General features: G+C 66.3%; 17 protein-coding genes and 1 other RNA gene. 8 read left to right on the top strand and 10 right to left on the bottom strand.

The annotated features are described in order from the left end of the window. Positions 1-148: 148 nt before the first annotated feature. From VZ068_RS07095 to trxC, 6 genes are all read left to right on the top strand, one after another. Positions 149-3,319 carry a response regulator gene (locus tag VZ068_RS07095; protein WP_349657264.1) on the top strand — a complete coding sequence of 1,057 codons (3,171 nt, stop codon included), beginning with the start codon at positions 149-151 and terminating at the stop codon, positions 3,317-3,319. Beyond that, positions 3,292-4,140 carry a CheR family methyltransferase gene (locus VZ068_RS07090; RefSeq protein WP_259153270.1) on the top strand — a complete coding sequence of 283 codons (849 nt, stop codon included), beginning with the start codon at positions 3,292-3,294 and terminating at the stop codon, positions 4,138-4,140. The genes VZ068_RS07095 and VZ068_RS07090 overlap by 28 nt, the downstream gene beginning before the upstream one ends. Continuing rightward, on the top strand, positions 4,137-4,721 hold the full coding sequence (locus VZ068_RS07085; protein ID WP_259153269.1) for a chemotaxis protein CheB: 585 nt from the start codon (positions 4,137-4,139) through the stop codon (positions 4,719-4,721). The genes VZ068_RS07090 and VZ068_RS07085 overlap by 4 nt, the downstream gene beginning before the upstream one ends. Then, positions 4,718-5,842: a hybrid sensor histidine kinase/response regulator gene (locus tag VZ068_RS07080; RefSeq protein WP_349657263.1), complete on the top strand. Its 1,125-nt coding sequence runs from the start codon at positions 4,718-4,720 to the stop codon at positions 5,840-5,842. The genes VZ068_RS07085 and VZ068_RS07080 overlap by 4 nt, the downstream gene beginning before the upstream one ends. Positions 5,843-6,235: 393 nt before the next feature. Further along, on the top strand, positions 6,236-6,601 hold the full coding sequence (locus VZ068_RS07075; protein WP_259153267.1) for a DUF1428 domain-containing protein: 366 nt from the start codon (positions 6,236-6,238) through the stop codon (positions 6,599-6,601). Between the two features lie 179 nt (positions 6,602-6,780). After that, positions 6,781-7,227, top strand: a complete 447-nt coding sequence (gene trxC, locus VZ068_RS07070) for a thioredoxin TrxC (RefSeq protein WP_349657262.1) — start codon at positions 6,781-6,783, stop codon at positions 7,225-7,227. A 95-nt stretch (positions 7,228-7,322) separates the two neighbouring features. Here the strand turns inward: trxC and VZ068_RS07065 are convergent, their stop codons facing one another. Beyond that, positions 7,323-9,683, bottom strand: coding sequence for a TonB-dependent receptor (locus tag VZ068_RS07065; protein ID WP_259166066.1), 2,361 nt, complete (start codon positions 9,681-9,683; stop codon positions 7,323-7,325). Positions 9,684-9,985: 302 nt separating this feature from the next. Here VZ068_RS07065 and VZ068_RS07060 point away from each other — a divergent pair, with 302 nt between their 5' ends. Continuing rightward, complete coding sequence (locus tag VZ068_RS07060) at positions 9,986-11,623, top strand: glycoside hydrolase family 43 protein (RefSeq protein WP_349657261.1); 1,638 nt, start codon at positions 9,986-9,988, stop codon at positions 11,621-11,623. 48 nt (positions 11,624-11,671) lie between these two features. Here VZ068_RS07060 and VZ068_RS07055 read toward each other — a convergent pair whose 3' ends face one another. Genes VZ068_RS07055 through VZ068_RS07030 form a run of 6 tightly spaced genes read right to left on the bottom strand, consistent with a single transcriptional unit; the run spans position 11,672 to position 17,088 of the window. Further along, the gene (locus VZ068_RS07055) at positions 11,672-13,627 is read right to left on the bottom strand and encodes a response regulator (protein ID WP_349657260.1); all 1,956 of its coding nucleotides are present in this window, start codon (positions 13,625-13,627) and stop codon (positions 11,672-11,674) included. Further along, entirely contained in the window at positions 13,617-14,492 is an 876-nt protein-coding gene (locus tag VZ068_RS07050) for an ATP-binding protein (protein WP_259153263.1), read from the bottom strand. The genes VZ068_RS07055 and VZ068_RS07050 overlap by 11 nt, the downstream gene beginning before the upstream one ends. Beyond that, a complete protein-coding gene (locus VZ068_RS07045) occupies positions 14,489-15,499 on the bottom strand; it encodes an ATP-binding protein (protein WP_349657259.1) in 1,011 nt (336 codons plus the stop codon). The genes VZ068_RS07050 and VZ068_RS07045 overlap by 4 nt, the downstream gene beginning before the upstream one ends. Then, positions 15,490-15,885: an ATP-binding protein gene (locus VZ068_RS07040; RefSeq protein ID WP_259153261.1), complete on the bottom strand. Its 396-nt coding sequence runs from the start codon at positions 15,883-15,885 to the stop codon at positions 15,490-15,492. Before VZ068_RS07040 ends, VZ068_RS07045 begins: the two co-directional genes overlap by 10 nt. Next, complete coding sequence (locus VZ068_RS07035; protein ID WP_104611489.1) at positions 15,882-16,244, bottom strand: STAS domain-containing protein; 363 nt, start codon at positions 16,242-16,244, stop codon at positions 15,882-15,884. The genes VZ068_RS07040 and VZ068_RS07035 overlap by 4 nt, the downstream gene beginning before the upstream one ends. A gap of 1 nt (position 16,245) precedes the next feature. Beyond that, positions 16,246-17,088 carry an STAS domain-containing protein gene (locus tag VZ068_RS07030; protein ID WP_104611490.1) on the bottom strand — a complete coding sequence of 281 codons (843 nt, stop codon included), beginning with the start codon at positions 17,086-17,088 and terminating at the stop codon, positions 16,246-16,248. Positions 17,089-17,726: 638 nt separating this feature from the next. Here VZ068_RS07030 and VZ068_RS07025 point away from each other — a divergent pair. Next, positions 17,727-18,827 carry an NADH:flavin oxidoreductase/NADH oxidase gene (locus tag VZ068_RS07025; RefSeq protein ID WP_349657258.1) on the top strand — a complete coding sequence of 367 codons (1,101 nt, stop codon included), beginning with the start codon at positions 17,727-17,729 and terminating at the stop codon, positions 18,825-18,827. Positions 18,828-18,997: 170 nt separating this feature from the next. Here VZ068_RS07025 and VZ068_RS07020 read toward each other — a convergent pair. The 3 genes from VZ068_RS07020 to VZ068_RS07010 form a co-directional block, all read right to left on the bottom strand. Then, a non-coding RNA gene (locus VZ068_RS07020) (sX9 sRNA) lies at positions 18,998-19,072 on the bottom strand. Between the two features lie 60 nt (positions 19,073-19,132). Next, entirely contained in the window at positions 19,133-21,457 is a 2,325-nt protein-coding gene (locus VZ068_RS07015; protein ID WP_349657257.1) for a tetratricopeptide repeat protein, read from the bottom strand. Positions 21,458-21,481: 24 nt separating this feature from the next. After that, positions 21,482-23,350, bottom strand: coding sequence for an ATP-binding protein (locus VZ068_RS07010; RefSeq protein WP_259153258.1), 1,869 nt, complete (start codon positions 23,348-23,350; stop codon positions 21,482-21,484). Positions 23,351-23,560: the final 210 nt, after the last annotated feature.

Below are 23,560 nucleotides of genomic sequence, written 5' to 3'. Positions count from 1 at the left end.
TCCCCTGCAAAAGCGCGCGACCTTAGTGACGTTGCCGTGAAGGTTGCGTGCAAGCCAACCCGGCCGGAAAAGCGTCAAAAACCCGGCGATTGGCCCGTGAAACTTATCGGCTACCATGACCGCCCTCTCAAGTCGGTACGCGTGCCCCATGCAGAACATCTCGACCACACGCGACCGCTGGATCTGGGTCATCGCGGGGGCCTTGATGGCTGGCACGCTGGGCGTGGAGCTGGTCACGCCGCTGGGGTATGCGGTATGGCTGACCTACTTCGTGGCAGTGGGCGTGACGGTGTTCCAGAACCGCCCGCAGGCGCCACTGGTGGTGGGTGTGCTGTCGTGCGTGCTGCTGGCAATCGGCTTCCATCTGGCGCCGCCCAGCACCAATTCGAGCTTCTCGTCGATCAACCGCAGCATCGGCGGCGTCTCGTTTGTGGCGATGGCGCTGGTGGTGACGCAGGCGATCCGCGCGCGACGTCAGGCCGAGCTGGCGTTGTGGCTGCAGCAGGCAGAGAACACCGTCGAAGCGAGCCTGCGCGGCGATCAAAGCCCTGAGGATCTGGCCAATGCGGCGCTACGCGCCCTGTGCGACACCCTGGATGCGCAGGTCGGCGCACTGTACCGCGTGGAAGGCGAACGGCTGCGGCTCACCGGCGGTGCGGCGCTGCCGGTCGACATGCCCAGAACGCTGCCCAGCAACGCCGGCCAATGGGGCGAGGTGTTGCAGCGTGGCACGGTGCGTCGCGTGCATGGCGTGGATGCGGGGCATCTGCAGATTGCCTCCGGCCTGGGCCAGAGCGCGTGCCAGGAGTTGCTGCTGGCCCCGGTGACCGCCGATGGCCGCGTGATCGGTCTGCTGGAGCTGGGCCGGGTCACCAGCGCGCAGACATCGGGCACGCGCGAGGAAGAAGTGCTGGTGCGTTGCGGCGAGAACATCGGCCTGGCGCTGCGCACCGCGCTGCTGCGCGCGCAGCTGGTGTCCCTGCTGGAAGAAACCCAACGACAGAGCGAGGAACTGCAGACGCAGCAGGAAGAGCTGCGCGTGGCCAACGAAGAACTGGAAGAACAGAGCCGCAGCCTGCAGCAGTCGCAAAGCGATCTGGAGCAGCAGCAGGCCGAGCTGGAACAGACCAATGTGCAGCTCGAGGAGCGCACCCAGGCACTGGAAGCCCAGAAGCAGGCACTGCTGATCGCGCAAGGCCAGCTGGTGCGCAATGGCAACGAACTGGCCACCGCCTCGCGCTACAAGTCGGAGTTCCTGGCCAACATGTCGCACGAGCTGCGTACCCCGCTCAACAGCGCGTTGATCCTGGCCAAGCTGCTCGCCGACAACAAAGACGGCACGCTCAGCGCAGATCAGGTGAAGTACGCGCAGGCGATCCTGTCGTCCAACAACGATCTGCTGGCGCTGATCAACGACATCCTGGACCTGTCCAAGATCGAAGCCGGGCATGTGGAACTGGCCGACGAAACCGTCGCTACCGACGCGGTGCTGCAACGCCTGCGCGACACCTTTGAACCGATGGCGCGGCAGAAGGGCTTGACCCTGGAGATCGGCGTTCAAGCCGCCGCACCGACGCAATTGGTGGTCGACAACCAGCGGCTGCAACAAATCCTCAAGAACCTGCTGGCCAACGCGATCAAGTTCACCGAGCGCGGCACGGTGAGCCTTTCGATCCAGGCGGGTGCGCCGGGACGGGTGCTGTTCAAGGTCAACGACACCGGCATCGGCATTGCGCGTGAGCAGACCGATGTGATCTTCGAAGCGTTCCGTCAGGCCGACGGCAGCACACGACGTCGCTATGGCGGCACCGGCCTGGGCCTGTCGATCTCGCGCGATCTGGCACAGCGCATGGGCGGCAGCATCAGCGTGGACAGCGAACCCGGTCGCGGCAGTTGCTTCACCCTGGAATTGCCGACCGACGGCGCGCCGGCAGAAGGGATGAGCGCCACCGAGGCGAACGCGACGTCGCCATCGAGCGCGATCAACGCTACCGCGCCCCTGCATCAGCCCACCGGCACCGCAATGGCTGCGCGGCTTGGCGCACCCGGCAGCGCTGCACCCACGGCAGTGCCGCTGCCGATTCCTGCGCCCAGCGCTGCGCAACAGCAACGTGCGCAGGACGACCGCGATCAACGCACCCGCAGCGGTCGGCTGATCCTGGCGGTGGAAGACGACACCCGCTTTGCGCAGGCACTGGTGGACCTGGCGCATGAGATGGACTTCGATTGCGTGGTTGCCCCCAGCGCCGAAGAAGCGCTGCAGCTGGCCGCCGAGTTGCGCCCCAGCGGCATCCTGCTCGACATCGGCTTGCCGGATGCCTCCGGCCTGAGCGTGCTCGAACGCCTCAAGCGCGACCCCGCGACCCGCCACATTCCGGTGCACGTGGTGTCGGCGCTGGAACGCAGCCAGATCGCATTGGAACTGGGCGCGGTGGGCTATCTGATCAAGCCGGCAACGCGCGAGTTGCTGGCCGGTGCGATCCGTCAACTGGAAGATACCAACGCGCGTGCGGTGCGCCGCCTGCTCATCGTCGAAGACGACAGCGCCCTGCGCGAAAACCTGCAGCTGCTGCTGGCGCGCGACCAGTTGGAGATCGTTGCGGTGGGCAGCATTGCCGAGGCGATGGCGCAGCTGGCGGGCTCCACCTTCGACTGCATGGTCACCGACCTGGCGTTGCCCGATGGAAGTGGCTACGACCTGCTCGAACGCATGGCCGGTAACGATGCGGTCGCCTTCCCGCCGGTGATCGTCTACACCGGGCGCGCACTGACGCGCGACGAAGAACAGCGCCTGCGCCGTTATTCCAAGAGCATCATCATCAAGGGCGTGCGCTCACCCGAACGCCTGCTGGACGAAGTGACGCTGTTTCTGCACAGCGTGGAAGCCTCGCTGCCCAGCGACCAGCAACGCCTGCTGCGCGAAGCGCGTCGCCGCGATGCGGTGCTCGACGGCGCCACCGTACTCCTGGCCGAAGACGATGTGCGCAACATCTTTGCGCTGTCCAGCGTGCTCGAACCGCTGGGTGTGACCCTGCAGATCGCACGCAATGGCCGCGAGGCGCTGGAGCGCCTGGCCGAGCGCGAGGTGGACCTGGTGTTGATGGACATCATGATGCCGGAGATGGATGGCATCACCGCGATGCGTCAGATCCGCGCCAATCGTCAGTGGCAGGATCTGCCCATCATCGCGCTGACCGCCAAGGCGATGGCCGACGACCGCGAGCGTTGCCTGGAGGCCGGTGCCAACGACTACATCGCCAAGCCCATCGACGTGGACAAGCTGGTGTCGCTGTGCCGGGTGTGGTGCTCGCGGCAATGAATCCAGTGGAACTGTTCGACCTGGAACTGCGTGTGCTGCTGGAAGCGGTGTACCAGCGCTACCACTACGATTTCCGTGACTACGCGGTGTCGTCGTTGCGGCGGCGCATGCGCCATGCCATGGCGCGCTTCGAGTGCGCACGCGTGGCCGATCTGCAGCACCGGCTGCTGCACGAACCCGACGCGTTTGCGCAGGCGATGCAGTTTTTCACCGTGCAGGTGTCGGAGATGTTTCGCGACCCGGCGTACTTCCGCGTGCTGCGCGAACATGCGGTACCGGTCCTGCGTACCTACCCGTCGATCAAACTGTGGGTGGCCGGCTGCAGCACCGGTGAAGAGGTCTGGTCGCTGGCGATCCTGCTGCACGAAGAAGGCCTGCTGGAAAAAGCCGTCATCTACGCCACCGACATCAATCCCGAAGCGTTGAACATGGCCGAAGCCGGTGCCTACGGCATCGATCGCATTGCCCAGTTCAGCCGCAACTATCTGGAGGCCGGCGGCCGCGGGTCGTTGTCGGACTACTACACCAGCGCCTACGACGGCGCGGTGTTCGATCGCCGCCTCAAGCGCAATATCGTCTTCGCCGATCACAGCCTGGCCACCGATACGGTGTTTTCCGAAGTGCATCTGGTGTCGTGCCGCAACGTGCTGATCTATTTCAACCGCACCCTGCAGGACCGTGCCGTGGGCCTGTTCTTCGATGCGCTGGTGCACCGCGGATTTCTTGGCCTGGGCAGCAAGGAATCGCTGCAATTCGGCGCGCATGCGCAGGCCTTTGAAACCTGCGCACGCGAACAACGGCTGTACCGGAAGGCCGCATGAGCAGCATGCCCGCGCCCCGGCGGTTCGATGCCATCGTGATCGGCGCATCCGCCGGTGGCGTGATGGCGCTGCAGGCGCTGCTGTCCCACCTGCCGGCAGACCTGCCGATGCCGGTACTGGTGGTGCTGCACATGCCACGCGACCGCACCAGCCATCTGGCCGAGCTGATGGATGCGCGTTGCGCGCTGCCGGTGCGCGAGGCGGACGACAAGCAGCCATTGCGCACCGGCACCGTGACCATTGCCCCGCCCGATTATCACCTGCTGGTGGAAACCCGCGACAGCCTGGCGTTGTCGATGGATGCGCCGGTGCTGTTTTCGCGCCCGGCAATCGACCCCCTGTTCGAATCGGCCGCGGACGTGTTTGCCGAACGCCTGCTTGCGATCCTGCTCACCGGCGCCAGCAGCGATGGCAGTGCCGGCGTGGCCGCGGTGCGTGCAGCCGGCGGCACCGCCTGGATCCAGCGACCCGATGATGCCGCGTCTCCGCTGATGCCCGCCTCCGCCCTTGCCCACGCCGGTGCCGATGCGGTGCTGACCCTGCAGGCGATCTGCAGCCGACTGGAAGCCTTTCACCCATGAACCTCACCGCGACCGGTCTTGCCACACACCGCGACGAACCCGCCAAGCTCCTGATCGTGGACGATGTCCCGCAGAATCTGGTGGCGATGGAAGCGTTGCTGCAACGCGACGGCATCCAGGTGCTGTGCGCATCCTCTGGTGCGCACGCGCTGGAATTGCTGCTCGATCACGATGTGGCGCTGGCCCTGCTCGATGTGCACATGCCGGAAATGGACGGTTTTTCGCTGGCGGAATTGATGCGCGGCTCGCAGCGCACCCGGCATGTGCCGATCATTTTCCTGACCGCCTCGCCGAACGATCCGATGCGCGCATTCCAGGGCTACGAAACCGGTGCAGTGGACTTTTTGCACAAGCCGATCGAGCCGCACGTGATCCTGAGCAAGGTCAACGTATTCATCGAGTTGTATCAGCAGCGCCGGCTGCTCAAGGCACGCAATGCCTCGTTGGAGCGCGCGCTCGCGCTCAACGAAACCATGATGGCAGTGCTCACCCACGACCTGCGCACGCCGCTGTCGGTGATCCTGCTGTGCGCAGACAAATTGAGCCTGGACGTCGACGGCGAAGGCTCGGCGGCACGCACGCTCGAACACCTGGAAAACAGCGCCCGGCGCATGGCGCGCATGGTCGAGCAGTTGCTGGATTTCTCGCGCCTGCGCACTGACGGGCTGTCGATGCAGTTCGGCCCCTGCAATCTGGGCGAGGTGGCGCACAGCGTGGTCGGCGAGGTGGCGCAGGCCAACCCGCACACCGCCATCGACCTGCGCACCGAAGGCGATCTGGACGGCGACGGCGACGGCGACCGACTGGCACAGGTGGTGTCCAACCTGGTCGGCAACGCCGTGCTGCATGGCGGCAGCCATCCGGTGCAGGTGCATCTGGATGGCCGCGAGCGCGACGTGCTGCGCCTGTCGGTCCGCAATGCCGGGCATATTCCCGACAGCCTGATGCCGCGCCTGTTCGAGCCGTTCAAGGCCAGCTTCCATGCCAGCCAGGGACTGGGGCTGGGGCTGTTCATTGCCGACCAGTTCGTCAGGGCGCACGGCGGGACGCTGCAGGCCCGCAACGAGGGCGGCAATGTGGTGTTCGAAGCAAGACTGCGGCGGCACAACCTGGCTGCATGACCCGGCACGCGCCGGCCGCCAGGTAACGCACTGGCGCACCACGCCACGCTTGCAGCAGCGTTGCGCAGTGCGCCTTGCATCCCACGCGATGCCCGACACAGGCGTGTTGCGATAACCGCCCGTCAGGTAGTCCAGCCTCGCAACCGCGCCGGGCGAGCTCATCGATTGTGGGTGGCCATCACCGCTAGGTCTTGAAGCGCACAACCGGGCTCAACGCCTGCATCCTGGCGTCATGCGAGCACGAGCAGTGCCAGTTGCGGCAATGCACCGTATGCTCGCAGCCGATGCCCTGGCGCCATTGGCCCGGGCGCTGCGTTGCTGGTTCTTCGATCGCAACTAGATCTGTTCGTCATCATCAGGCGCACGCCGTGCGCCATGTCAGCGGAGGCGGTTATGTCGTATATCGATGGCTTTGTGCTTGCAGTGCCTGCAGCCAACAAGGATGCGTTTATCGAGCACGCCCGCATGGGCGACGCCGTGATCCTGGAATATGGCGCATTGCGTGTGGTGGAGTGCTGGGGCGACGATGTCCAGCGCGGCCAGTGGACTGACTTCCAGCGCGCGGTCGATGCCAGCGACGACGAGATCGTGGTGTTTTCTTGGATTGAATGGCCCGACAAGGCCACCCGCGATGCCGGCATGCGCAAGATGATGGAGGACCCGCGCATGGACCCGTCGGTCAACCCGATGCCTTTCGACGGCAAACGCATGATCTACGGCGGCTTTGTCCCGATCGTGACCCTTGGGCAATCGGCCTGAGCGAGGCAGCGCGCGTCTGCACGCGCGATCGCATGGCGGCCGCACGCAGTTGGTGCGGCCACCGGTCTGCGGGCCCAGCAGCGTCGGCAGCGGCCGCTACACTGGTGGCATGCAGCCGCAATCGCCGCCGGCGATGTCTGGCGTAGCGACGCGCTGCCTGCCCATCGGAGACCATACGCATGACCGACGCACCGCTTCTGATCGCCTGCCCGAACTGCGCTGCCATGAACCGCGTGGCGCGCGCACGCCTGCACGATGCGCCCAACTGTGGCAGTTGCCATCGGCCGTTGTTTCTGGGGTCACCGGTGGCGTTGTCGGCGGCAGATTTCGACAAGCACGCCGTGCGCAGCGCGCTCCCGCTGGTGGTGGATTTCTGGGCACCGTGGTGCGCGCCGTGCCTGAGCATGGCACCGCAGTTTGCGGCCGCTGCCGCGACGCTGGAGCCGCAGGTGCGGCTGGCCAAGGTGGATACCGATCTGCATCCGGCGCTGAGCACGCGCTTTGGCATCCGCAGCATCCCGACCTTGCTGGTCATCCGCGGTGGACATGAGATCGGCCGTCATTCCGGCGCGGTGAGCAGCGCGCAGATCGTCAGCTGGGTGCGCTCGGTCCTGAGCCAAGGCTGAGATGACAAAGCCAGCGGCGCATCCACGCCGCTGGCTTGGCTGACACATCGGACAGGGCCGCGAGGGCTGCGCCGCGGCCTTGCCCCAGGCAGGCGTTACTGCCAGTTGACGTTGACCGACACGCCCACGATGCGCGGCTCGTTATAGACCGCCGCCATGTAGTTTTCGATCACACCCTTGACGTTCTTTTCGTTGGTGATGTTGCGCGCGAATGCCGCCACTTCCCACGCGCCATAACCGCCGGTGTAGCCCAGCTTGAGGCCGCCTTCGAAGTTGCCGTCGGCGCGGAACTCGGTGGAGTCGTACAGCACGAAGCTGGTTTCGCCCTGCTTGTTCCAGTCGGTGGAAACGAAGAACGCGCCATCGTTGCCCATCGGGATGTCGTAGCGCGCGGCCAGGTTGAGGTTGTACTTGGGCGCGTTGGGCAGCGGGTTGCCGTCGATCTGCGCAAAGGTGTTGGCACCGACGCGGATGGTCGGGTCGTTGACCGTGCACACCACTACGCCATTGAGCGCGCAGGCCTGCGCAAACACGCGCCTGTCCTGGATTTCGCTGTGCAGCAGGCTCAGGCCGGCGGTCAGCGACAGGTTGGAGATCGGGCGCCAGTCCAGGTCCGCTTCCAGACCGTAGGCCTTGGCCTTGTCGGCATTGAACAGCACGCCGTTGCCGTCCGAATCGTTGCCGTTGAGCTGGATGTCGTCGACGGTGTAGGTGAAGCCGCTGACATTCAGGCGCAGCCGGTTGTCGAACAGGCTGCTCTTGATGCCGGCTTCCCAGGACAGGATGGTTTCCGAATCGGCGGTGGTGAAGTCCGAATTGAACACCGCGCTGCGGCCCTGGATGGTGGGGCCGCGGAAACCGCGTGCCACGCGTGCATACACGCTCAGGTCCGGGTTGAGTTCATACATCGCGCTCAGGTCCCAGCTGGGCTGGGTGTCGGACATGCGCACATCGCGACGGCCGCGATAGGTCACCGCACCGGCGGCGGTATCGGCGGTCTTGAGCAGGCGGGTCTCCTTGCTGTCCTTGGTCTGGCGCAGACCGGCGGTCAAGGTGAGCGCATCGGTGGCCTTGTAGCTGAGCTGACCGAAGCCGGCCCATGAGGTATTGGTGTTACGCAGCCGCACCCAGTTGTTGGGGTTGCGCGCGGCGGTGCGCAGGAAATACGCACGCTGATAGAAGTCGGTGGTGTCGCGGCCATCGAAGTAGAACGCGCCCACCTGCCATTGCAGTGCGTCGTCGCCTTCGCTGGCCAGACGCAGCTCCTGGGTGTATTGATCCAGGTCGCGGATCTGCCCCATCGACTGGCCGAAGCCGTTCGGCACGCCGTTGACCGGATAGTTGGCCGCCGCGCCGCCATCGGTGTCGCCACGGCTGTAGCCGGAGGTGGTTTCGTAGGCGGTGATGGAGGTCAGCGACACGCCGCCGAAGTCGTAGATCGCCTTGATCGAGCCGCCATCGGTCTTGTAGGCCTGCGGGTTGTCGTTGGCCTCGTCGTAGGCCACGCGGTCGCGCGGCACGTCGACCTTGTCGCTGCCGCGCGTCACTGCGTTGCGCAGGAACAACGTGGAGGTGCCGTCGTAGTCGCGGGTGTGCACAGAGCCCAGCAGCGAGAACGCATCGTTGGGCTTGAGCAGCACCTGCAGGCGCGCATTGCGGTCGTTGTAGCCGCCCATCGCATCCTTGCGCGGGGTGCGCGTGCCATCGGCGCTGCTGCCGGCAAAGGTATTGTCCACCCAGTCGTCGCGGTGCTGATACAGGGCCGACACGCGGAACGACAGCACATCGTTGATCGGCCCGCCAAAGCCGCCGTCCAGCGACACGGTGTTGTAGCTGCCGTAGCTGGCGTCGACGCGGCCGGTGTAGGTGTCGCCCGGCTTGACGGTATCGAACTTGACGATGCCGGCGGTGGTATTGCGGCCGAACAGGGTGCCCTGCGGGCCGCGCAGCACTTCGACCTGATCCACGTCGTAGACGGGGTTGGACTTGAGCACCACGTGCTCCAGCACCACGTCGTCCTGGATGATGGACACCGGCTGCGACGCGCCGAGATAGAAGTCGATGTTGCCCAGGCCGCGGATATAGAAGCGCGGAAAGATGCGCCCGGTGGTGGTCTCGGCGTAGAAGCCCGGCACGCGGCCGGACAGCGCCAGCAAGGTGTCGTCGCCGCCGGCGGTGTACTGCCGCATCGCCGCGCCCTGCACCACGCCCACCGACACCGGCACCTCCTGCAGGTTCTGCTCGCGGTGCTCGGCGGTGACGGTGACCGCGTCCAGCGCGGTGGGGCTGCCCTCGCCCTGGCTGGCCGGCGCCTGCTGGGCCGATGCGGCAGCGGCCATCGAAGCGAGCAGCAGACCGGCGCAGGCGCGCGCCAGCGGCGTGCGTTGCGGTGCACGTGCATACAGATGCGCAACAGCGGACGTCAGCGACGGAGAGACAGACGAGTACAACGACATGCGGGTTGATCCTTGGATGAAGACGCGAAGATGAGTCCGTGCGGCACGGGCCTGCCAGCAGGAGGCGCAGCATGGCGCCGCGCGCACGATATGTCAGCAATGTTGCAGCGAAGTGGCAGGCGCACCGATCCGCGCCCAGCGACCGCGTTGCGCACAGCCATGCCAGCACGCGCCTGCGGCATGGCAAAAACGTCATGCCGTGCCAGGCGCAGAACTGTCATGCTGCCGCGAGGCTGGCGTCAGGCCAGTGGACGCGTATCGGGGGACCTGTCGTGAAACGAGTCGGATGGATACTGGGCCTGATGGCCGCCGTGAGTTGCCAGCTGGCCCATGCCGGCAGCGCGCTGATCACCCAGGTGGATTACCAGGGCGATGACGGCGGCGCGTTGCCGACCGAGACGCAGTACCGCAATCCGGTGCTGGCCGGGTTTTATCCGGACCCGTCCGCGATCCGGGTCGGCGACGACTTCTATCTGGTCAACTCCACGTTCGGCTACTTTCCCGGCCTGCCGGTGTTCAAGAGCAGCGACCTGGTGCACTGGACCCAGATCGGCAATGCGATCGATCGCCCCGACCAGATCGACTACGGCCGCGACGAGCTGACCCGCGGCCTGTTCGCCGCCAGCATCAGCCACCACGACGGCACCTTCTACATTGCCAACACCTGTTTCTACTGCGACGGCGGCAACTTCCTGATCACCGCCACCGATCCGGCCGGTCCGTGGTCGGACCCGATCTGGCTCGACGCCAAGGGCATCGACCCGTCGCTGTTCTTCGACGACGACGGCAGCGCCTGGCTGGTCAACAACGACGTGCCGGCCGGCAAGCTGCGCTACGACGGACACCGCGCCATCTGGCTGCAGCAGCTGGATCTGACCCGCATGACGCTGGTCGGCACACGTCAGGTGATCGTGGACTCGGGCTTTCAACCGGCCACCAATCCCGAACATATCGAGGGCCCGCATCTATTCCGCCGCGACGGCTACTACTACCTCACCGCAGCCGAAGGCGGCACCGGCGAGCAGCATGCGCAGATGATCTACCGCAGCCGCCAGATCACCGGCCCCTACGAGCCCTGGAGCGGTAACCCGGTACTGACCCAGCGCGACCTGGACCCGAGCCGCAGCGCACCGATCACCTCGACCGGGCACGCACAGTTCGTCGAGCTCCAGGACGGCACATGGTGGGCGGTGTTCCTGGGCACCCGCCCGTATCAGGGCAACCACTATGCGCTTGGCCGCGAAACCTTTCTATTGCCGGTGCAATGGCGCGACGGCTGGCCGCAGGTATTGCCGCATGGCAGCGCCGTGCCGCCGATCGCCACGCGCCCCGCACTGCCGACCGGCACCCAGGCCCTGCCCACCAGCGGCCCGATGCAATGGAGCGAGCGCTTTCAACAGGCGCGCGTGCCGATGCAATGGATGACCTTCCACCCGCCTACCCAGCCGTGGTACCTGACCGGCCCGCAGGGTCTGCGCATCACCCCCTCGCAGGTGGCGCTGGGCGATATCGGCCGCGGTCAACCCGCGTATCTGGGCCATCGCCTGCAGCATCACCACGCCACGCTGGTGGCCACTGTCGATGGCAGCGCGCTGGCAATCGGCGAGCAGGCAGGCCTTGCGATGGTGGCCAAGGAAAGCCACTTCCTGGCGGCCATGCTGGTGCGCGACGAGGCCGGCGCCGCTGTCGTGTTGTATCGCCGCGCAGGCCTGCAGGACCCCGGCACCGGCACCGTGCTGGCACGTGCGCCGCTGCCCGATGCGACCCAACCGGTGCAGCTGCGCTTTGCGCTGGACGGCGCGCGCGTGCATGTGGATTTCGCGGTAGGCAACGGTCAGTGGCAGACGCTGCTCGAACAGGGCGACGCCCTGCTGCTCAGCACCGAGACGGCCGGCGGTTTTCTGGGCGCCACGTTCGGGCCGTACGCGTACTCGCGTTGACTGCCGGCGCGCGTACACCGCACTGCCGGGCAATCGAACCAATGCTTCCTAAGCGCGCGCCAGCACGCTGCTGTCGAGCATCTGCCCGACGGTATTGAGCAAATCGTTGAGGCTGAAGGGCTTGGGCAGCAAGGCCATGCCGTCGGCCAGAAATTCCTGCCGCGTGACCGCGTTTTCGGCGTAGCCGGTGATGAACAGGATCGGCAGCCCCGGACGCAGCGTACGCGCCACATCGGCCATGTCGCGCCCGTTCATGCCCGGCAGGCCGACATCGGACACCACCAGGTCGATCTGCAGATCGGTGCGCAACTGCTCCAGTGCGCCGATGGCGTCTTCGGCTTCGATCACCTGATACCCGGCGTCGCTGAGCACCTCGCTGACCATCATGCGCACCACGTCGGTGTCGTCCACCAGCAGGATGCGCGCGTTGCGCGCGCGTTGCGTCGTCGGCGCCGGTGCCGGCGGCACCTCGCTCGCCGACAGCCCGCGCGGCAGCAGCAACGTCACCGTGGTGCCCTGGCCGATCTGGCTGGTGATGCGCGCGGTACCGCCGGACTGGCGTGCAAAGCCGTAGGTCATCGACAATCCCAGGCCGGTGCCTTCGCCGATGGGTTTGGTGGTGAAAAACGGCTCGAACACCTGATTGAGGATGGCCGGCTCGATGCCGCTGCCGTTGTCGATCACGTTGACCGCGACATACTCTCCATCGTCCAGTTCCGGGTCGTTGAGCGCGACGTAGGCGGCGGTCTGCACGCAGATGGTGCCATGCCCGCGTAATGCATCGCGGGCATTGATCACCAGATTGAGCACCACGTTCTCGAGCTGGTTGGCATCGGCAACCGCCACCAGCGAGGCATCGGCAAGCTCCAGCTCCAGGGCGATGTTCTCGCCGATCGAGCGTTGCAGCATGTCTTCCAGCGAGCGCACGCGCAGATTGACGTCGAACGGCTGCGCATCCAGCGATTGCTTGCGCGCAAACGCGAGCATGCGCTGGGTCAGCGCCGCTGCCCGATGCGCCGAGCCGGTGGCAATTTCGGCCAGGCGCGGCACGCGCTCGATGCGGTTGGATTCCACCGCCAGCTGGATCATGTCTAGGCCGGAAATGATGCTGGTCAACAGGTTGTTGAAGTCGTGCGCGATGCCGCCGGTGAGCTTGCCCAGCGCTTCCATCTTTTGCGCCTGCAACAGCTGGATTTCGGTGCGCTGGCGCTCGGCGATCTGGTGCGCCAGCTCGGTGGTGGCGGTATCCAGTTCCTGACGCTGCTCGCGCTCGCGCAGGCGCCGCTCGGTGACGTCCTCCACCATCAACAGGCCCAGGTCCGGCTCGCGGTACGGCGACACCCGCCATTCGGTTTCGCACAACTTGCCATCGCGCAGGATCGACAGCGTGCCGCTCCAGCGCTCGCGCTGCGCCAGTGCGCCGGTCAGCGCCTGCACGGTGGCCGTCTGATCCAGCCCCGCAGCGTGGATCGCTTCACCCGGCGTGGCGCCGCCGATCAGGCGCTGGAACGCCGCGTTGAGTTCATGCGTGTGCAAGGCGGCATCGACCACTGCGATCGGCGCGCTGATGTGCTCGAAGATCTCGCGGAAGCGTGCCTCGCTGAGCCGCAACGCTTCTTCGGCATTGCGCGCGCGCAACAGCGTGCGCAGCGTGGCGACCAGCACGTTCGGATCCACCGGATGGATCAGGTAGGCATCGGCGCCGGCATCAAGCCCGGTGATCATGTCGCCGGTGGCGATCGAAGCCGCCGACACGTGCACCACCGGCAGCAACGCAGTGCGCGGCTCGGCGCGCAGGCTGCGCACGATGTCGAAGCCGCTCATGTCAGGCAGATTGACGTCCAGCACCACCGCCGCGAACGCCTGCGCTGCCAGCTTGGCCAGGCCTTCGGTGCCGGTGCCGGCTTCCTCGACCACGAAGCGGTGGTGCTCGAGCACGCGTCGCACCGAATAGCGCGTCACCGCGTTGTCGTCGACGACCAGAATGTGCTGCTTACTGCCCAAGTGCCTTCTCCGCTGCCAGGGTCACCGGCAGCACAACGAAAAATTCCGACCCCTGCCCCACCACGCTGTTGATGCCGACCCGCCCGCCCAGCAGTTCGGCGAACCGCTTGCAGATCGACAGGCCCAGGCCGGTGCCGGTCAGGCGCTTCTGCAGCGGCGAGTCCACCTGTACGAAATCCTCGAACAAGGTCTCGTGAAGTTCGGGCGCGATCCCGATGCCGGTGTCCTGCACGCTGAAGCGCACGTGGTCGTCGCCTTCCATCTGCGCCAGGACGCGCACATGGCCCTGCGGGGTGAACTTGAGCGCGTTGGAAATGAAGTTGCGCAGGATCTGGGCCAGCTTCTTGTCGTCGGTGTACAACATCGGCAGCACCGGCGGGTCTTCGAAGATCAAGGTGGTGGTGCCCACGTCGGTGAGCGGGCGAAACATGCCGCGCAACGCCGCAAACAGGTCCATCAGGTCGAACCAGCCCGGCGAAATGGTGATGCGGCCGGCCTCGATCTTGGCCAGGTCCAGCAGGTCGTCCACCATCTCGGTGAGCTCGCGCGCCGATGCGCTGACAAAGCGCACCTGCTTGAGTTGCTCGTCGTTGAGCGGCCCGTCCATGCCGTCTTCCAGCAGCCGGGTAATGCTCAGGATCGAGCCCAGCGGGGTACGGAACTCGTGGCTCATGTACGACAGGAAGCGGCTCTTGAGCTCGGAGACCTCGCGCAGCTGTTCGGCCTGCTGGTCGAGTTCGGCGTACAACGCCAGGACGCCCTGGTTGGTTTCGTCCAGCTCCTCGCGCAGCGCCTGGTTCTGCTCGCGCAGGCTCGCCAGTTCGCTCATCGGATCGCTGCCCGGCACTGCATCGGATGCGTTCATTGCATGGCTCCCAGGCGCATGACGAAGACGCAGGCATCGTCGCGGCCGCGCGCGTAATCGCGCAATAGCACGCCCGCAATGATGCGTGGATGGCGCGACAACAGCCCGGCGTGATCGCGCAGGTTCCAGCGCGTCTGCAGGCCGTCGCTATGCATGACCAGCAGCTTGCCCGACGCCTGCGGAAAATCGAACGGCTTGGCCCTGCGAAACTGCACGCCGACGATGCCCGGATGCGAGGGCATGCCGCGCACACCATCGCCATCGCACAAGGCTGCGGCGACATTGCCGACGCCGGCAAAGCGCACGTGCCCGCTGCTGCCGTCGAACTGCATCACCGCGGCCGCGCCGCCCCGGCTGCCGGACATGCCGGCATGCAGCCGCACGAGACGTTCGTCGGGTTCGCCGCTGGCAGCGGCCGCAGCGCGCGTGCCGGCATCGGCAGCATCGGCCGCGCCCGGACCGTGGCCCAGGCCATCGATCATGGTGACGGTGACATGTTGCGCATCGATCGCCAGATGCCAGGCATCGCCGCAGACCGCTTCGCTGTGCAGCGGCAGCCGTATGGCGCCGTACGGCAGATCGGACGCGGCGCCTGCATCGGCATAGACCCGCGCCAGCACCATCGTACCGGCATGATCCGAATACGCATCCAGCAGCGCCGCCTGCCGTCGCACCGCGCCCAGACCATTGCCGGGCGTGCTGCCGGTGGAGTAGCCGTCGGGCAGGCAATCGGCGAGCACGAAGCCCGGGCCCTGGTCGAGCGCGCACAGCTCCACGCCGATGCCAGCGCTGCCGGCCACGCGGCAAAGCTGAATCTGCCCGCCGCCGCCATGGTTGAGCAGGTTGGTACACAGCTCGGTCGCGACCAGCGCAACGCGGCCGCAAGCGCCTTCGTCGAACCCATTGGCCTGCGCAAGCGCCACCGCATCGCGGCGCACCTGCCCCACCTGTGTCACTTCTTCGACGCGGATGACCTGGGTGAGTGCGCCGGCAACATTCACTTCCATTTGGTGATGGTGATGCGCGTGCCCTTGCCGGCCGCAGTGTCCAGCGTGAAATCGTCGACCAGACGCCGGCTGCCGGACAGGCCCAGCCCCAGCCCGCTACCGGAGGTCCAGCCATCGGTCAGCGCAAGATCCAGGTTGGGGATGCCCGGGCCTTCGTCGCGGAAGGTCAGCTGCACGCCCTTGCGGATGCCGCTTTCCACCAGCGCCCAGTCCATGTCGCCGCCGCCACCGTAGATCACGGTGTTGCGCGCCAGCTCGCTGGCCGCAGTGACCAGCTTGGTCTGGTCGACCAGACGCAGGCCGCACTGCACGACCAGCTTGCGCACGGTCTGTCGCGCCAGCACCACGTCCTGCTCGGTGCGGACCGGTTGCGAGCCGGTGGTCATGATGCGGTGTCGGGTTGCTGCAACAGCCGCATGCCGCGTTCGACGTCCAGCGCCGTGCGCACCGACGGCAAGGTCAACCCCAGTTCCACCAGGGTGATCGCCACCGCCGGTTGCATGCCCACCACCACGGTGCGGGCACCCATCAGCGTCGCCAGCCCGGAGATGGTGCTGATCATGCGGCCGATGAACGAGTCGACGATATCCAGTGCGGAGATGTCGATCAGCACGCCACGCGCGGAGGTGACGCTGATCTTTTCCGACAGGTCTTCCTGCAGCTGCAGCGCGAGCTGGTCGTGCATGTCCACCTGGATGGTGACCAGCAACAGGTTGCCCATCCGCAGGATCGGGATGCGCTCCATGTCAGAGCGCCTTGCTCACGGTCAGCCCGGTGCGCTTGAGCGCCAGCGCCAGTGCGTCGGCCAGGTTGGCCTTGGTCACGATGCCCTGCAGATCCAGCCCCAGATGGACGATGGTCTGCGCAATCTGCGGGCGCACGCCGCTGATGATGGCATCGGCGCCCATCAGCCGGATCGCGGTGACGGTCTTGAGCAAATGCTGCGCAACCAGCGTGTCCACGGTGGGCACGCCGGTGATGTCGATGATGGCGATCTCCGAGCCGGTATCGACGATGCGCTGCAGCAGCGACTCCATCACCACCTGGGTGCGTTGCGAATCCAGCGTGCCGATCATCGGCAGCGCCAGCACGCCGTCCCAGAGTTTGACCACCGGGGTGGACAGCTCCAGCATCTCTTCCTGCTGGCGCGCGATGATGTCTTCGCGGGTCTTCTGAAACGCCTTGACGGTGTACAGGCCCAGACGGTCCAGCAGCTCGGACAGCGCCCACAACTGCTGCGCGAGGTCTTCCGGAGTACTGGCGTATTCGCGCTGCACCAGCTCGAACAGCACGCGCTTGAGCGAGAAAATGAAGTTGGCGGTTTCCTGCGAATCGAAGCCGCGGGTGGCGCGGTCGCGCGACAGGTTTTCCAGGAAGCGACGGACCTCGCTCCACTCGGCGCTGTCCAGACTGCTGCCATCGTCCTTCAACGAGGCGGCCAGCAGCCGCAAAAAGTCCGCACCCTGGGCCTGCTGATCCTGCCGGGAGATACGCGCATCGTTGCCGAGGCCTGAGCCCAGCCACGCGGCCAACAACGCCGCTTCCTGGCCACGGATCGCGTCGATCGAGCGCTGCTGCAGTGCCACCATGAGATCACCCGCCAAAGAAATGAATAAAAGAAGCTGGCATGCGGGCTGGACTGCGCCTGGACCGACGCGGCGCCCCCACGCCGATGCGTAGGAGAGTAAAGCAATTCAGTTTCGGCAACCAGCAACCCAACCTGTAGCGGTCAGAGGACGTTGCCGCCCGCAGTTTGACATTGCAGCGCACGCACCGAACGTGCGCCGGGACACGTGGTGGGGAATGGGGAATGGGGAATGGGGAATCGGGAATCGGGAATCGGGAATCGGGTGTGGGGTTGGGTGTTGGCAGTTGTTGGTCGGGATTTCGCAGGCGGGGACTGCACGCAAGTGATTGATTGCTGGCAGGTGCGCCGGCAACGGCGCATGCAGGTCTCTTGCACGCTGCATGCCGCGGCGCAGCCATGGTCGCCGCGCGTTGTCGCACCGGTCTTGCGTGCGCGACAAGGCGCCTTGGAAAGCGTGCGCTGCGCACCTGCCCTTTCGCTTCTGCCCCCCCACCACGCCGTCTTACTCAAGCAAGCGCCACCGGCCTCGACGGTGCGCGCGCCAGGCCGCTGCAACGCGGTGTGCCACCGGCAGTGTTTTGATACGGCCGCCGACGTGGTCTGATCGCCAACCGATTTTTCCAAGGTTCCCGCCCCGCCATGTCGTCGCTTTTTACGCCGTACCACCTCAAGGACGTCTCGCTGCGCAATCGCATCGCGATCCCGCCGATGTGCCAATACACTGCCGTCGACGGATTCAGCAACGACTGGCATCAGGTCCACTACGCCGGCATGGCGCGCGGTGGTGCCGGGCTGGTCATCGTCGAGGCGACCGGCGTGTCGCCCGAAGGGCGCATCACCCCAGGATGTCTGGGCCTGTGGAATGACGCGCAGGCCGAGGGGCTGGCCCGCATCGCCGCATCGATCAGCGCGGCAGGCGCGGTGCCCGGCATCCAGATCGGGCATGCCGGTCGCAAGGCCAGCGCCAACACACCGTGGGAAGGCGACGACCATATCGCCGATGGCGATGCGCGCGGCTGGGACACTCTGTCACCGTCCGCGGTCGCCTTCGGCGGCGGTCTTGGCAAACTGCCGCGCGAGATGACACTGGACGACATCGCCCGCGTGCGTGGCGATTTTGTCGCCGCCGCGCAGCGCGCGCGCGATGCCGGCTTCCAGTGGCTGGAACTGCATTTTGCCCATGGCTATCTGGCGCAGAGTTTCTTCTCGGTGCACGCCAACCACCGCCAGGATGGTTACGGTGGCAATGCCGAAGGCCGCGCGCGCTTTCTGCTGGAAACGCTGCAGGCCGTGCGTGCGGTGTGGCCGGAACATCTGCCGCTGACCGCACGCTTCGGTGTCATCGAGTTCGACGGCCGCGACGAACAAACCCTGGCCGAGGCGATCGACCTGACGCGCGAGTTCAAACGCAGCGGCCTGGATCTGTTGAACGTAAGCATGGGCTTCAGCACACCGAATGCGCAGATTCCATGGGGCCCGGCGCTGCTGGCACCGATCGCCGAACGCGTCAGCCGCGAGGCGCAATTGCCGGTCGCCTCGTCCTGGAACATCGACGACCCCATCGAGGCCGACCGCGTCGTCGCCGACGGGCAAATGGAGCTGGTGATGGTCGGACGCGCGCACCTGGCCAACCCGCACTGGCCGTACCAGGCGGCACTGGCACTGAAACAAGCGCGTCCGTCCTGGGTGCTGCCGCCGTCGTACGCGCATTGGCTGGAGCGGTACGGCAGCCGCAGCTGAGCGGACACGGACTGCGACGTTGCCGCGCGCGGCAACGTTTCGTTCAAGCAAGGAGGGGCCCAGCCCACCACGATCGCTGCACGCGCGGGAACGAAGGAGCCTGGTAATTCTCCGCGAAACAGCACGCCAATCGCCGTACCGATCGCTACGACGCCACGCCGTTCCAACATGGCTAACAAAAGTTGGCGAGTGGTCGTCAGCTGGCTGCGGACGGCGCAGAGCAACCGGATGTATGCGGGGTATATGCCGCACCGAGCAGCGGCCGCGCCCACCTGGCGGTGAGCGCAGTCGTTTTGCTCGCTGTTCTAGAGCCCGTAACGCTCCACCGCTTCCAGATGCGGACGCGTGTCCTGCTCGCAGGCTTCGGCCAGCCGCAGCCAGCACATCGGATGCGACCAGCGCGAGGTCGTGCATCGCAGCACGCGATGCAGTTCCTGCGGGGCGACGTTTTCCGGAAGCGCCACGGTGAACAACACGCCCGGCAGCCCGGATGTTGCATCCTCCGGATCGAACGCATCCGGATGATCCGGGTCGACCACGCGATAGTCATCGCGACTGTGCAGCCACATCTTCCAGCCGCGCGTCTCCATGTCGGCACGCATCGCCTCGATCACCTCGTCGCCGGGATGCACGCCGTCCACCAGCCAGCTGCTGCCAAAACCGCCGGTTTGCAGCACATGCACCTGCGCATAGGTCGGCACGAAGCGCGCACGCTCGGCCTCGTCCTCCGGTGCCGGATACAACAGGTCCGCATCGAACACCACCCAGTCGCCCACATGCTGACGGCGATGGGCCGGTGCGTTTTCGATGATGCGCGCGGTCACCGGGCCGGTGCGGCGCGCGTAGTACTCGGCAACGTCGCCATCGTCCACACACCGCACGATCACCCAGCCCCAGTCTTCTTCGACAACGCCACTGGCGCTGCTCAGTTCCATGCCGATCGCGGCAGCAGAGGTACGCACCGCATCCCAGTCCTGCGCGGCACTGGCGGCGGTCATGAGATCCCAATGCGCCGAGCGCGGCTCGTCCATCAGCGCGATCAGTTGGCGGTAGACATCGACCGCCTCGGCAAAACGGCCGGTATTAAGGTACATGCGCGCCAGCAGCCCGCGCGCACCGTGCGAGCCTGGGGACAGATCCAGCAGCGACGTGCATGCCTGCTCCAGCGCCGGCCAATCGGCCAACCGCTGCGCAAGCTGGGCCTCGCACCACAGCGCCGCCACCGGCACCTGCGGCCGATACAGCAACGCCAGCCGGCGCACGCCCGCGTCATCGCCCCGGGCCAGCAACAGATTCATCAGGCGGAAGGTGGGGCTGGTTTCGCGATCGGCATGCCGCTCCACGAAGGCCCACAGCAGCGCAATCGCCTGCTCGTCCGCCGCGCAGGCACTCAATGCGGACGCCGCGGTATCGACCAACTCGGCATCGTCCGGACGCTCGGCCACCGCCTGCAGCAACCATTGCGCTTCGCGCTCGGGATTGCGCACCACATCGTCGCCCTGCGCGTTCAACCATTCCAGCAACTGTGCGGCAGCGACCGGTGCATCCTCGCCCGCCGATGCGGATGCGATGCGCGCAGCCCAACCGTCCAGCGCCTGCGTGGCGCCACGGTCCTGCCGCAACTTGGACACATGCGCACGCGCCAGCGCCAGATGCCGGCGTGCCGTCCACACCGCACCGCGCTGCAGCGCCAGATCGATCGCGAGCTCGGCAGCCTCGATCAGGATGCGATGCGCACCGACCTGCGCGTAATGATCCAGCATGACCTGCAGGCGGCTGCCCAGGTCCCAGGTATTGCGCTCGGGTGCGCGCGAGGCCAGCACCGCCACCGCGCGCAACCAGTGCAGGCGATAGCGCGGCGCCACCTCGCGCCACGGCAGCAACGCATCCATGGCTTCTTCGTCGCGTTGCAACAGCGCCAGCGCGCGCGCCTTCTGCAGGCGGCGCGGCTGACTGCAGTTGGCCCACTCCGCACCCTCGCGTGCGGCCTCGGCTTCGCGCTGTTCGATCAGCGCCAGGGCATCGGTTGCCCGCCCCAGCGACAGCAGGATCGAGATCCGCATGTCCGGCACACCGTCGTAGATCTGGCCGCCGTGCGCCACGATGGTCTGCGACTGCTGCTCCAGATAGCTCAGCGCGGCGTCGCCGCGACCATCGTCGAGCAAGGCATCGGCCTTTTCGCAGCTCAGGCATTGGTAGCACGACCAACTCGGATCGATGCGGCCCAGGGTTTCATCGCAGACCTCGATGCGCTCTTCCACCCAGCCTGGGCCATCGATATTGGCGTAGCAGGCGGCCAGATCCTGGGTGACGCACACCGATTGCGGGCACTCCACCGCATCGGCACGGTGCGCGCGCTCGAACAGCGCCACCGCATCGCCCAGCGCGCGCTCGCCTTCGCACAGATTGCCGACCCGGTTGCGCATTTCCCAATGGCCGACGAACACTTCCAGCCAGGGGTTGGCCAGCGTCTTGCCCAGCGCGCGCGCCTCGGGCAGCAGCGCTTCGGCACGTTCGATCTGCAGATCGCAGATATGGTCGGTCAGGCGCGTCAGCAGCTGCGCGTTCTGCGGCTGCCCGGCTTCGCCCAGATCGTCCTGCAGTTTTTCAACCCAGTTCCAGATTTCCATTACGTTGTTCCTTGAATGCAGCGCTCAGCGCGCCAGCAATTGGGTCACGGCGTCGGCAAAATCGCCGAACGCCTTGTTGAGATCCGAACCGCCCGACTCGGCGCCGCCGGCCTGCGGCTGCGCGCGCCCCTGCGCAGACACGATCACCTTGAGCGAGCGCAGCAAGCGTGCAGCGACCGCGGCTTGCGGGTTGCCCGCACGCTGTGCGGCCAGCAATGCCTGCAGTGCAGGATTGTCGAGGTTGAGATACAGCCGCTGGGTCTGACGCGCTTCGATACGCGCGGTGAACTGCCGCGCCAGCCGCAGCGCTGCAGTGGACACCCGCTTGTCGTTGTCGTCCTGCTCCAGCCGACGCTTGAGTTCGGCCTCGCGGTCGGGCACCACCACCAGCGGCAGTTCTTCGGGGCTGAACCGCGCCGGCACCAGTGCCTCGCCATCGCCCAGATGCTGCTCCAGCCACGCCAGTTCGTCGGCCGGCAGGGTGTCGAGATGGAACAACTGGCGGTTGCCGTGCTCGGTGCCCAGCTCCACCAGGCGCACGCCCTTGGCCTGCGCCCAGCGACGCAGGAACGGCACCACCGCGTAGCGGTTTCCGTAAGCGACCGGCACGCCCATCGCGCGGAACAGCATTTCTTCGAAACCGCTGTCGCTATCCAGGATCACATGCACCGCGCCACGCGCCGGCAACTGCTGCGCCGGCAAGTCGCCCTGCGAGGTCGGCACGCGCACATGTTCCAACAGCAGGTCGAACAGGCGCTCATCGCACAGCGCCGCGCCCAGCAAGGCTTCGTTATGCCGCAGCAGGATGCGGCGCCACGCTTCGGGCTGTTGCCGCGCCACGTCCGCCAGGCCCTGCACCAGCGCTTCGGACAAGGCGTGCTGCACCGAGCTGTACACCGCATCGCGCTGCAGATCCTCGCGGCTCGCGGTCGGCGTCAACCGGTTGGATTCGATCACCCCGCCGATGAAACCCGCCCACGGCGGCAACAACTCGCGCGCATTGTCGTCCAGCAACATGCCGCGCAGGAACACCGATAGATTGCGGTTATCGCTGGTGCCGTAGGTGGCGCCGTCCTGCACCCACAACAGGCCGACCGCATCGCTGCCGTCGGCGGCACGCACCGGCATGCAGCACAGCGGCTCGAAATTCCGTTCGAAGCGCGCCGCAAACTCGCGCTGCCGACGCCATGCCTGCACCGGATGCAACGGCACCGCATCGTCCATGCGCCACGGCGGCGGCTCGGGATTGATCGGCTGCGCATCGGCACCGACCCGGATCGGCTCGCGCAACAACGCGCAGTAGCGCGACAGGATCTCGTGCAGGCGCGCGTCCTGCGCCAACGCCAGATATTGATCGTGCAGCTCCAGCACCACCTCGGTGCCGACCTGCGCACGCGCCGGGATCGGGCTGACCGTGTATTGCTCGGCATTGCTGGAGATGTAGCAATGGGCCAGTGTCGGATTCTGGTACGAGGCGGTACGCACGGTGACGCGTCGCGCCAGCACGAATGCCGACAAAAACCCCAACCCGAACATCCCGATCAGACCGCTGTCTTCGTGCCCTCCCTGACGCAGCCCACGGGTGTACCCCACACCAACGGTGGCCAGAAAATCGTGGATTTCCTGCTGGGTGAGCCCGGCACCGGTATCGGTGATGCGCACGATGCCCTGGGCGGGATCGGCATAGACATGAATGCACGATTCGCCTTGCCAATCGGGCTGTTCCAGGCGGCGTCGCAGGATCGAGTCGTGCGCGTTCTGCACCAGCTCGCGCAGGGCGACCACTGGAGTGGAATACAGATGTTTGCTGAGGACGGACATCAGTCCGTTGAGATCGACGCCGGCGCGGCGGATCTGTGAGGCGTCCGTCGCCTCGGAGATGTGATCTTGCATGATCGTCGTCGTTTCCTTGGCGGCCACGCCCATCCTCGGACGCGCCTCCTGGGTGGCAGTGCGAGCCGGCAAGGATAGCCGCAAGCCATCCTGCACGCACGTCTCACTTTGGCTCCTGCGCTGGCGCGTATACAGGCGCATACGCGCAGCGGACTGCGCCTGACATGTGCCGTCGGAAACGATGCGCCACCGCCCGGCATGCATGCCGGG

Source organism: Xanthomonas sp. 10-10 (genome assembly GCF_040182365.1).
Lineage (GTDB): Bacteria > Pseudomonadota > Gammaproteobacteria > Xanthomonadales > Xanthomonadaceae > Xanthomonas > Xanthomonas arboricola_F.
The sequence above is the reverse complement of the archived record's forward strand: the minus strand, read 5'-3'. Positions and strand labels throughout refer to the sequence as shown.

Coding starts and splice junctions, on each gene's coding strand:
- VZ068_RS07095 (WP_349657264.1), top strand. CDS start 149: ATGCAGAACATCTCGACCACACGCGACCGCTGGATCTGGGTCATCGCG.
- VZ068_RS07085 (WP_259153269.1), top strand. CDS start 4,137: ATGAGCAGCATGCCCGCGCCCCGGCGGTTCGATGCCATCGTGATCGGC.
- VZ068_RS07080 (WP_349657263.1), top strand. CDS start 4,718: ATGAACCTCACCGCGACCGGTCTTGCCACACACCGCGACGAACCCGCC.
- VZ068_RS07075 (WP_259153267.1), top strand. CDS start 6,236: ATGTCGTATATCGATGGCTTTGTGCTTGCAGTGCCTGCAGCCAACAAG.
- trxC (WP_349657262.1), top strand. CDS start 6,781: ATGACCGACGCACCGCTTCTGATCGCCTGCCCGAACTGCGCTGCCATG.
- VZ068_RS07065 (WP_259166066.1), bottom strand. CDS start 9,683: ATGTCGTTGTACTCGTCTGTCTCTCCGTCGCTGACGTCCGCTGTTGCG.
- VZ068_RS07060 (WP_349657261.1), top strand. CDS start 9,986: ATGGCCGCCGTGAGTTGCCAGCTGGCCCATGCCGGCAGCGCGCTGATC.
- VZ068_RS07050 (WP_259153263.1), bottom strand. CDS start 14,492: ATGAACGCATCCGATGCAGTGCCGGGCAGCGATCCGATGAGCGAACTG.
- VZ068_RS07045 (WP_349657259.1), bottom strand. CDS start 15,499: ATGGAAGTGAATGTTGCCGGCGCACTCACCCAGGTCATCCGCGTCGAA.
- VZ068_RS07040 (WP_259153261.1), bottom strand. CDS start 15,885: ATGACCACCGGCTCGCAACCGGTCCGCACCGAGCAGGACGTGGTGCTG.
- VZ068_RS07035 (WP_104611489.1), bottom strand. CDS start 16,244: ATGGAGCGCATCCCGATCCTGCGGATGGGCAACCTGTTGCTGGTCACC.
- VZ068_RS07030 (WP_104611490.1), bottom strand. CDS start 17,088: ATGGTGGCACTGCAGCAGCGCTCGATCGACGCGATCCGTGGCCAGGAA.
- VZ068_RS07025 (WP_349657258.1), top strand. CDS start 17,727: ATGTCGTCGCTTTTTACGCCGTACCACCTCAAGGACGTCTCGCTGCGC.
- VZ068_RS07015 (WP_349657257.1), bottom strand. CDS start 21,457: ATGGAAATCTGGAACTGGGTTGAAAAACTGCAGGACGATCTGGGCGAA.
- VZ068_RS07010 (WP_259153258.1), bottom strand. CDS start 23,350: ATGCAAGATCACATCTCCGAGGCGACGGACGCCTCACAGATCCGCCGC.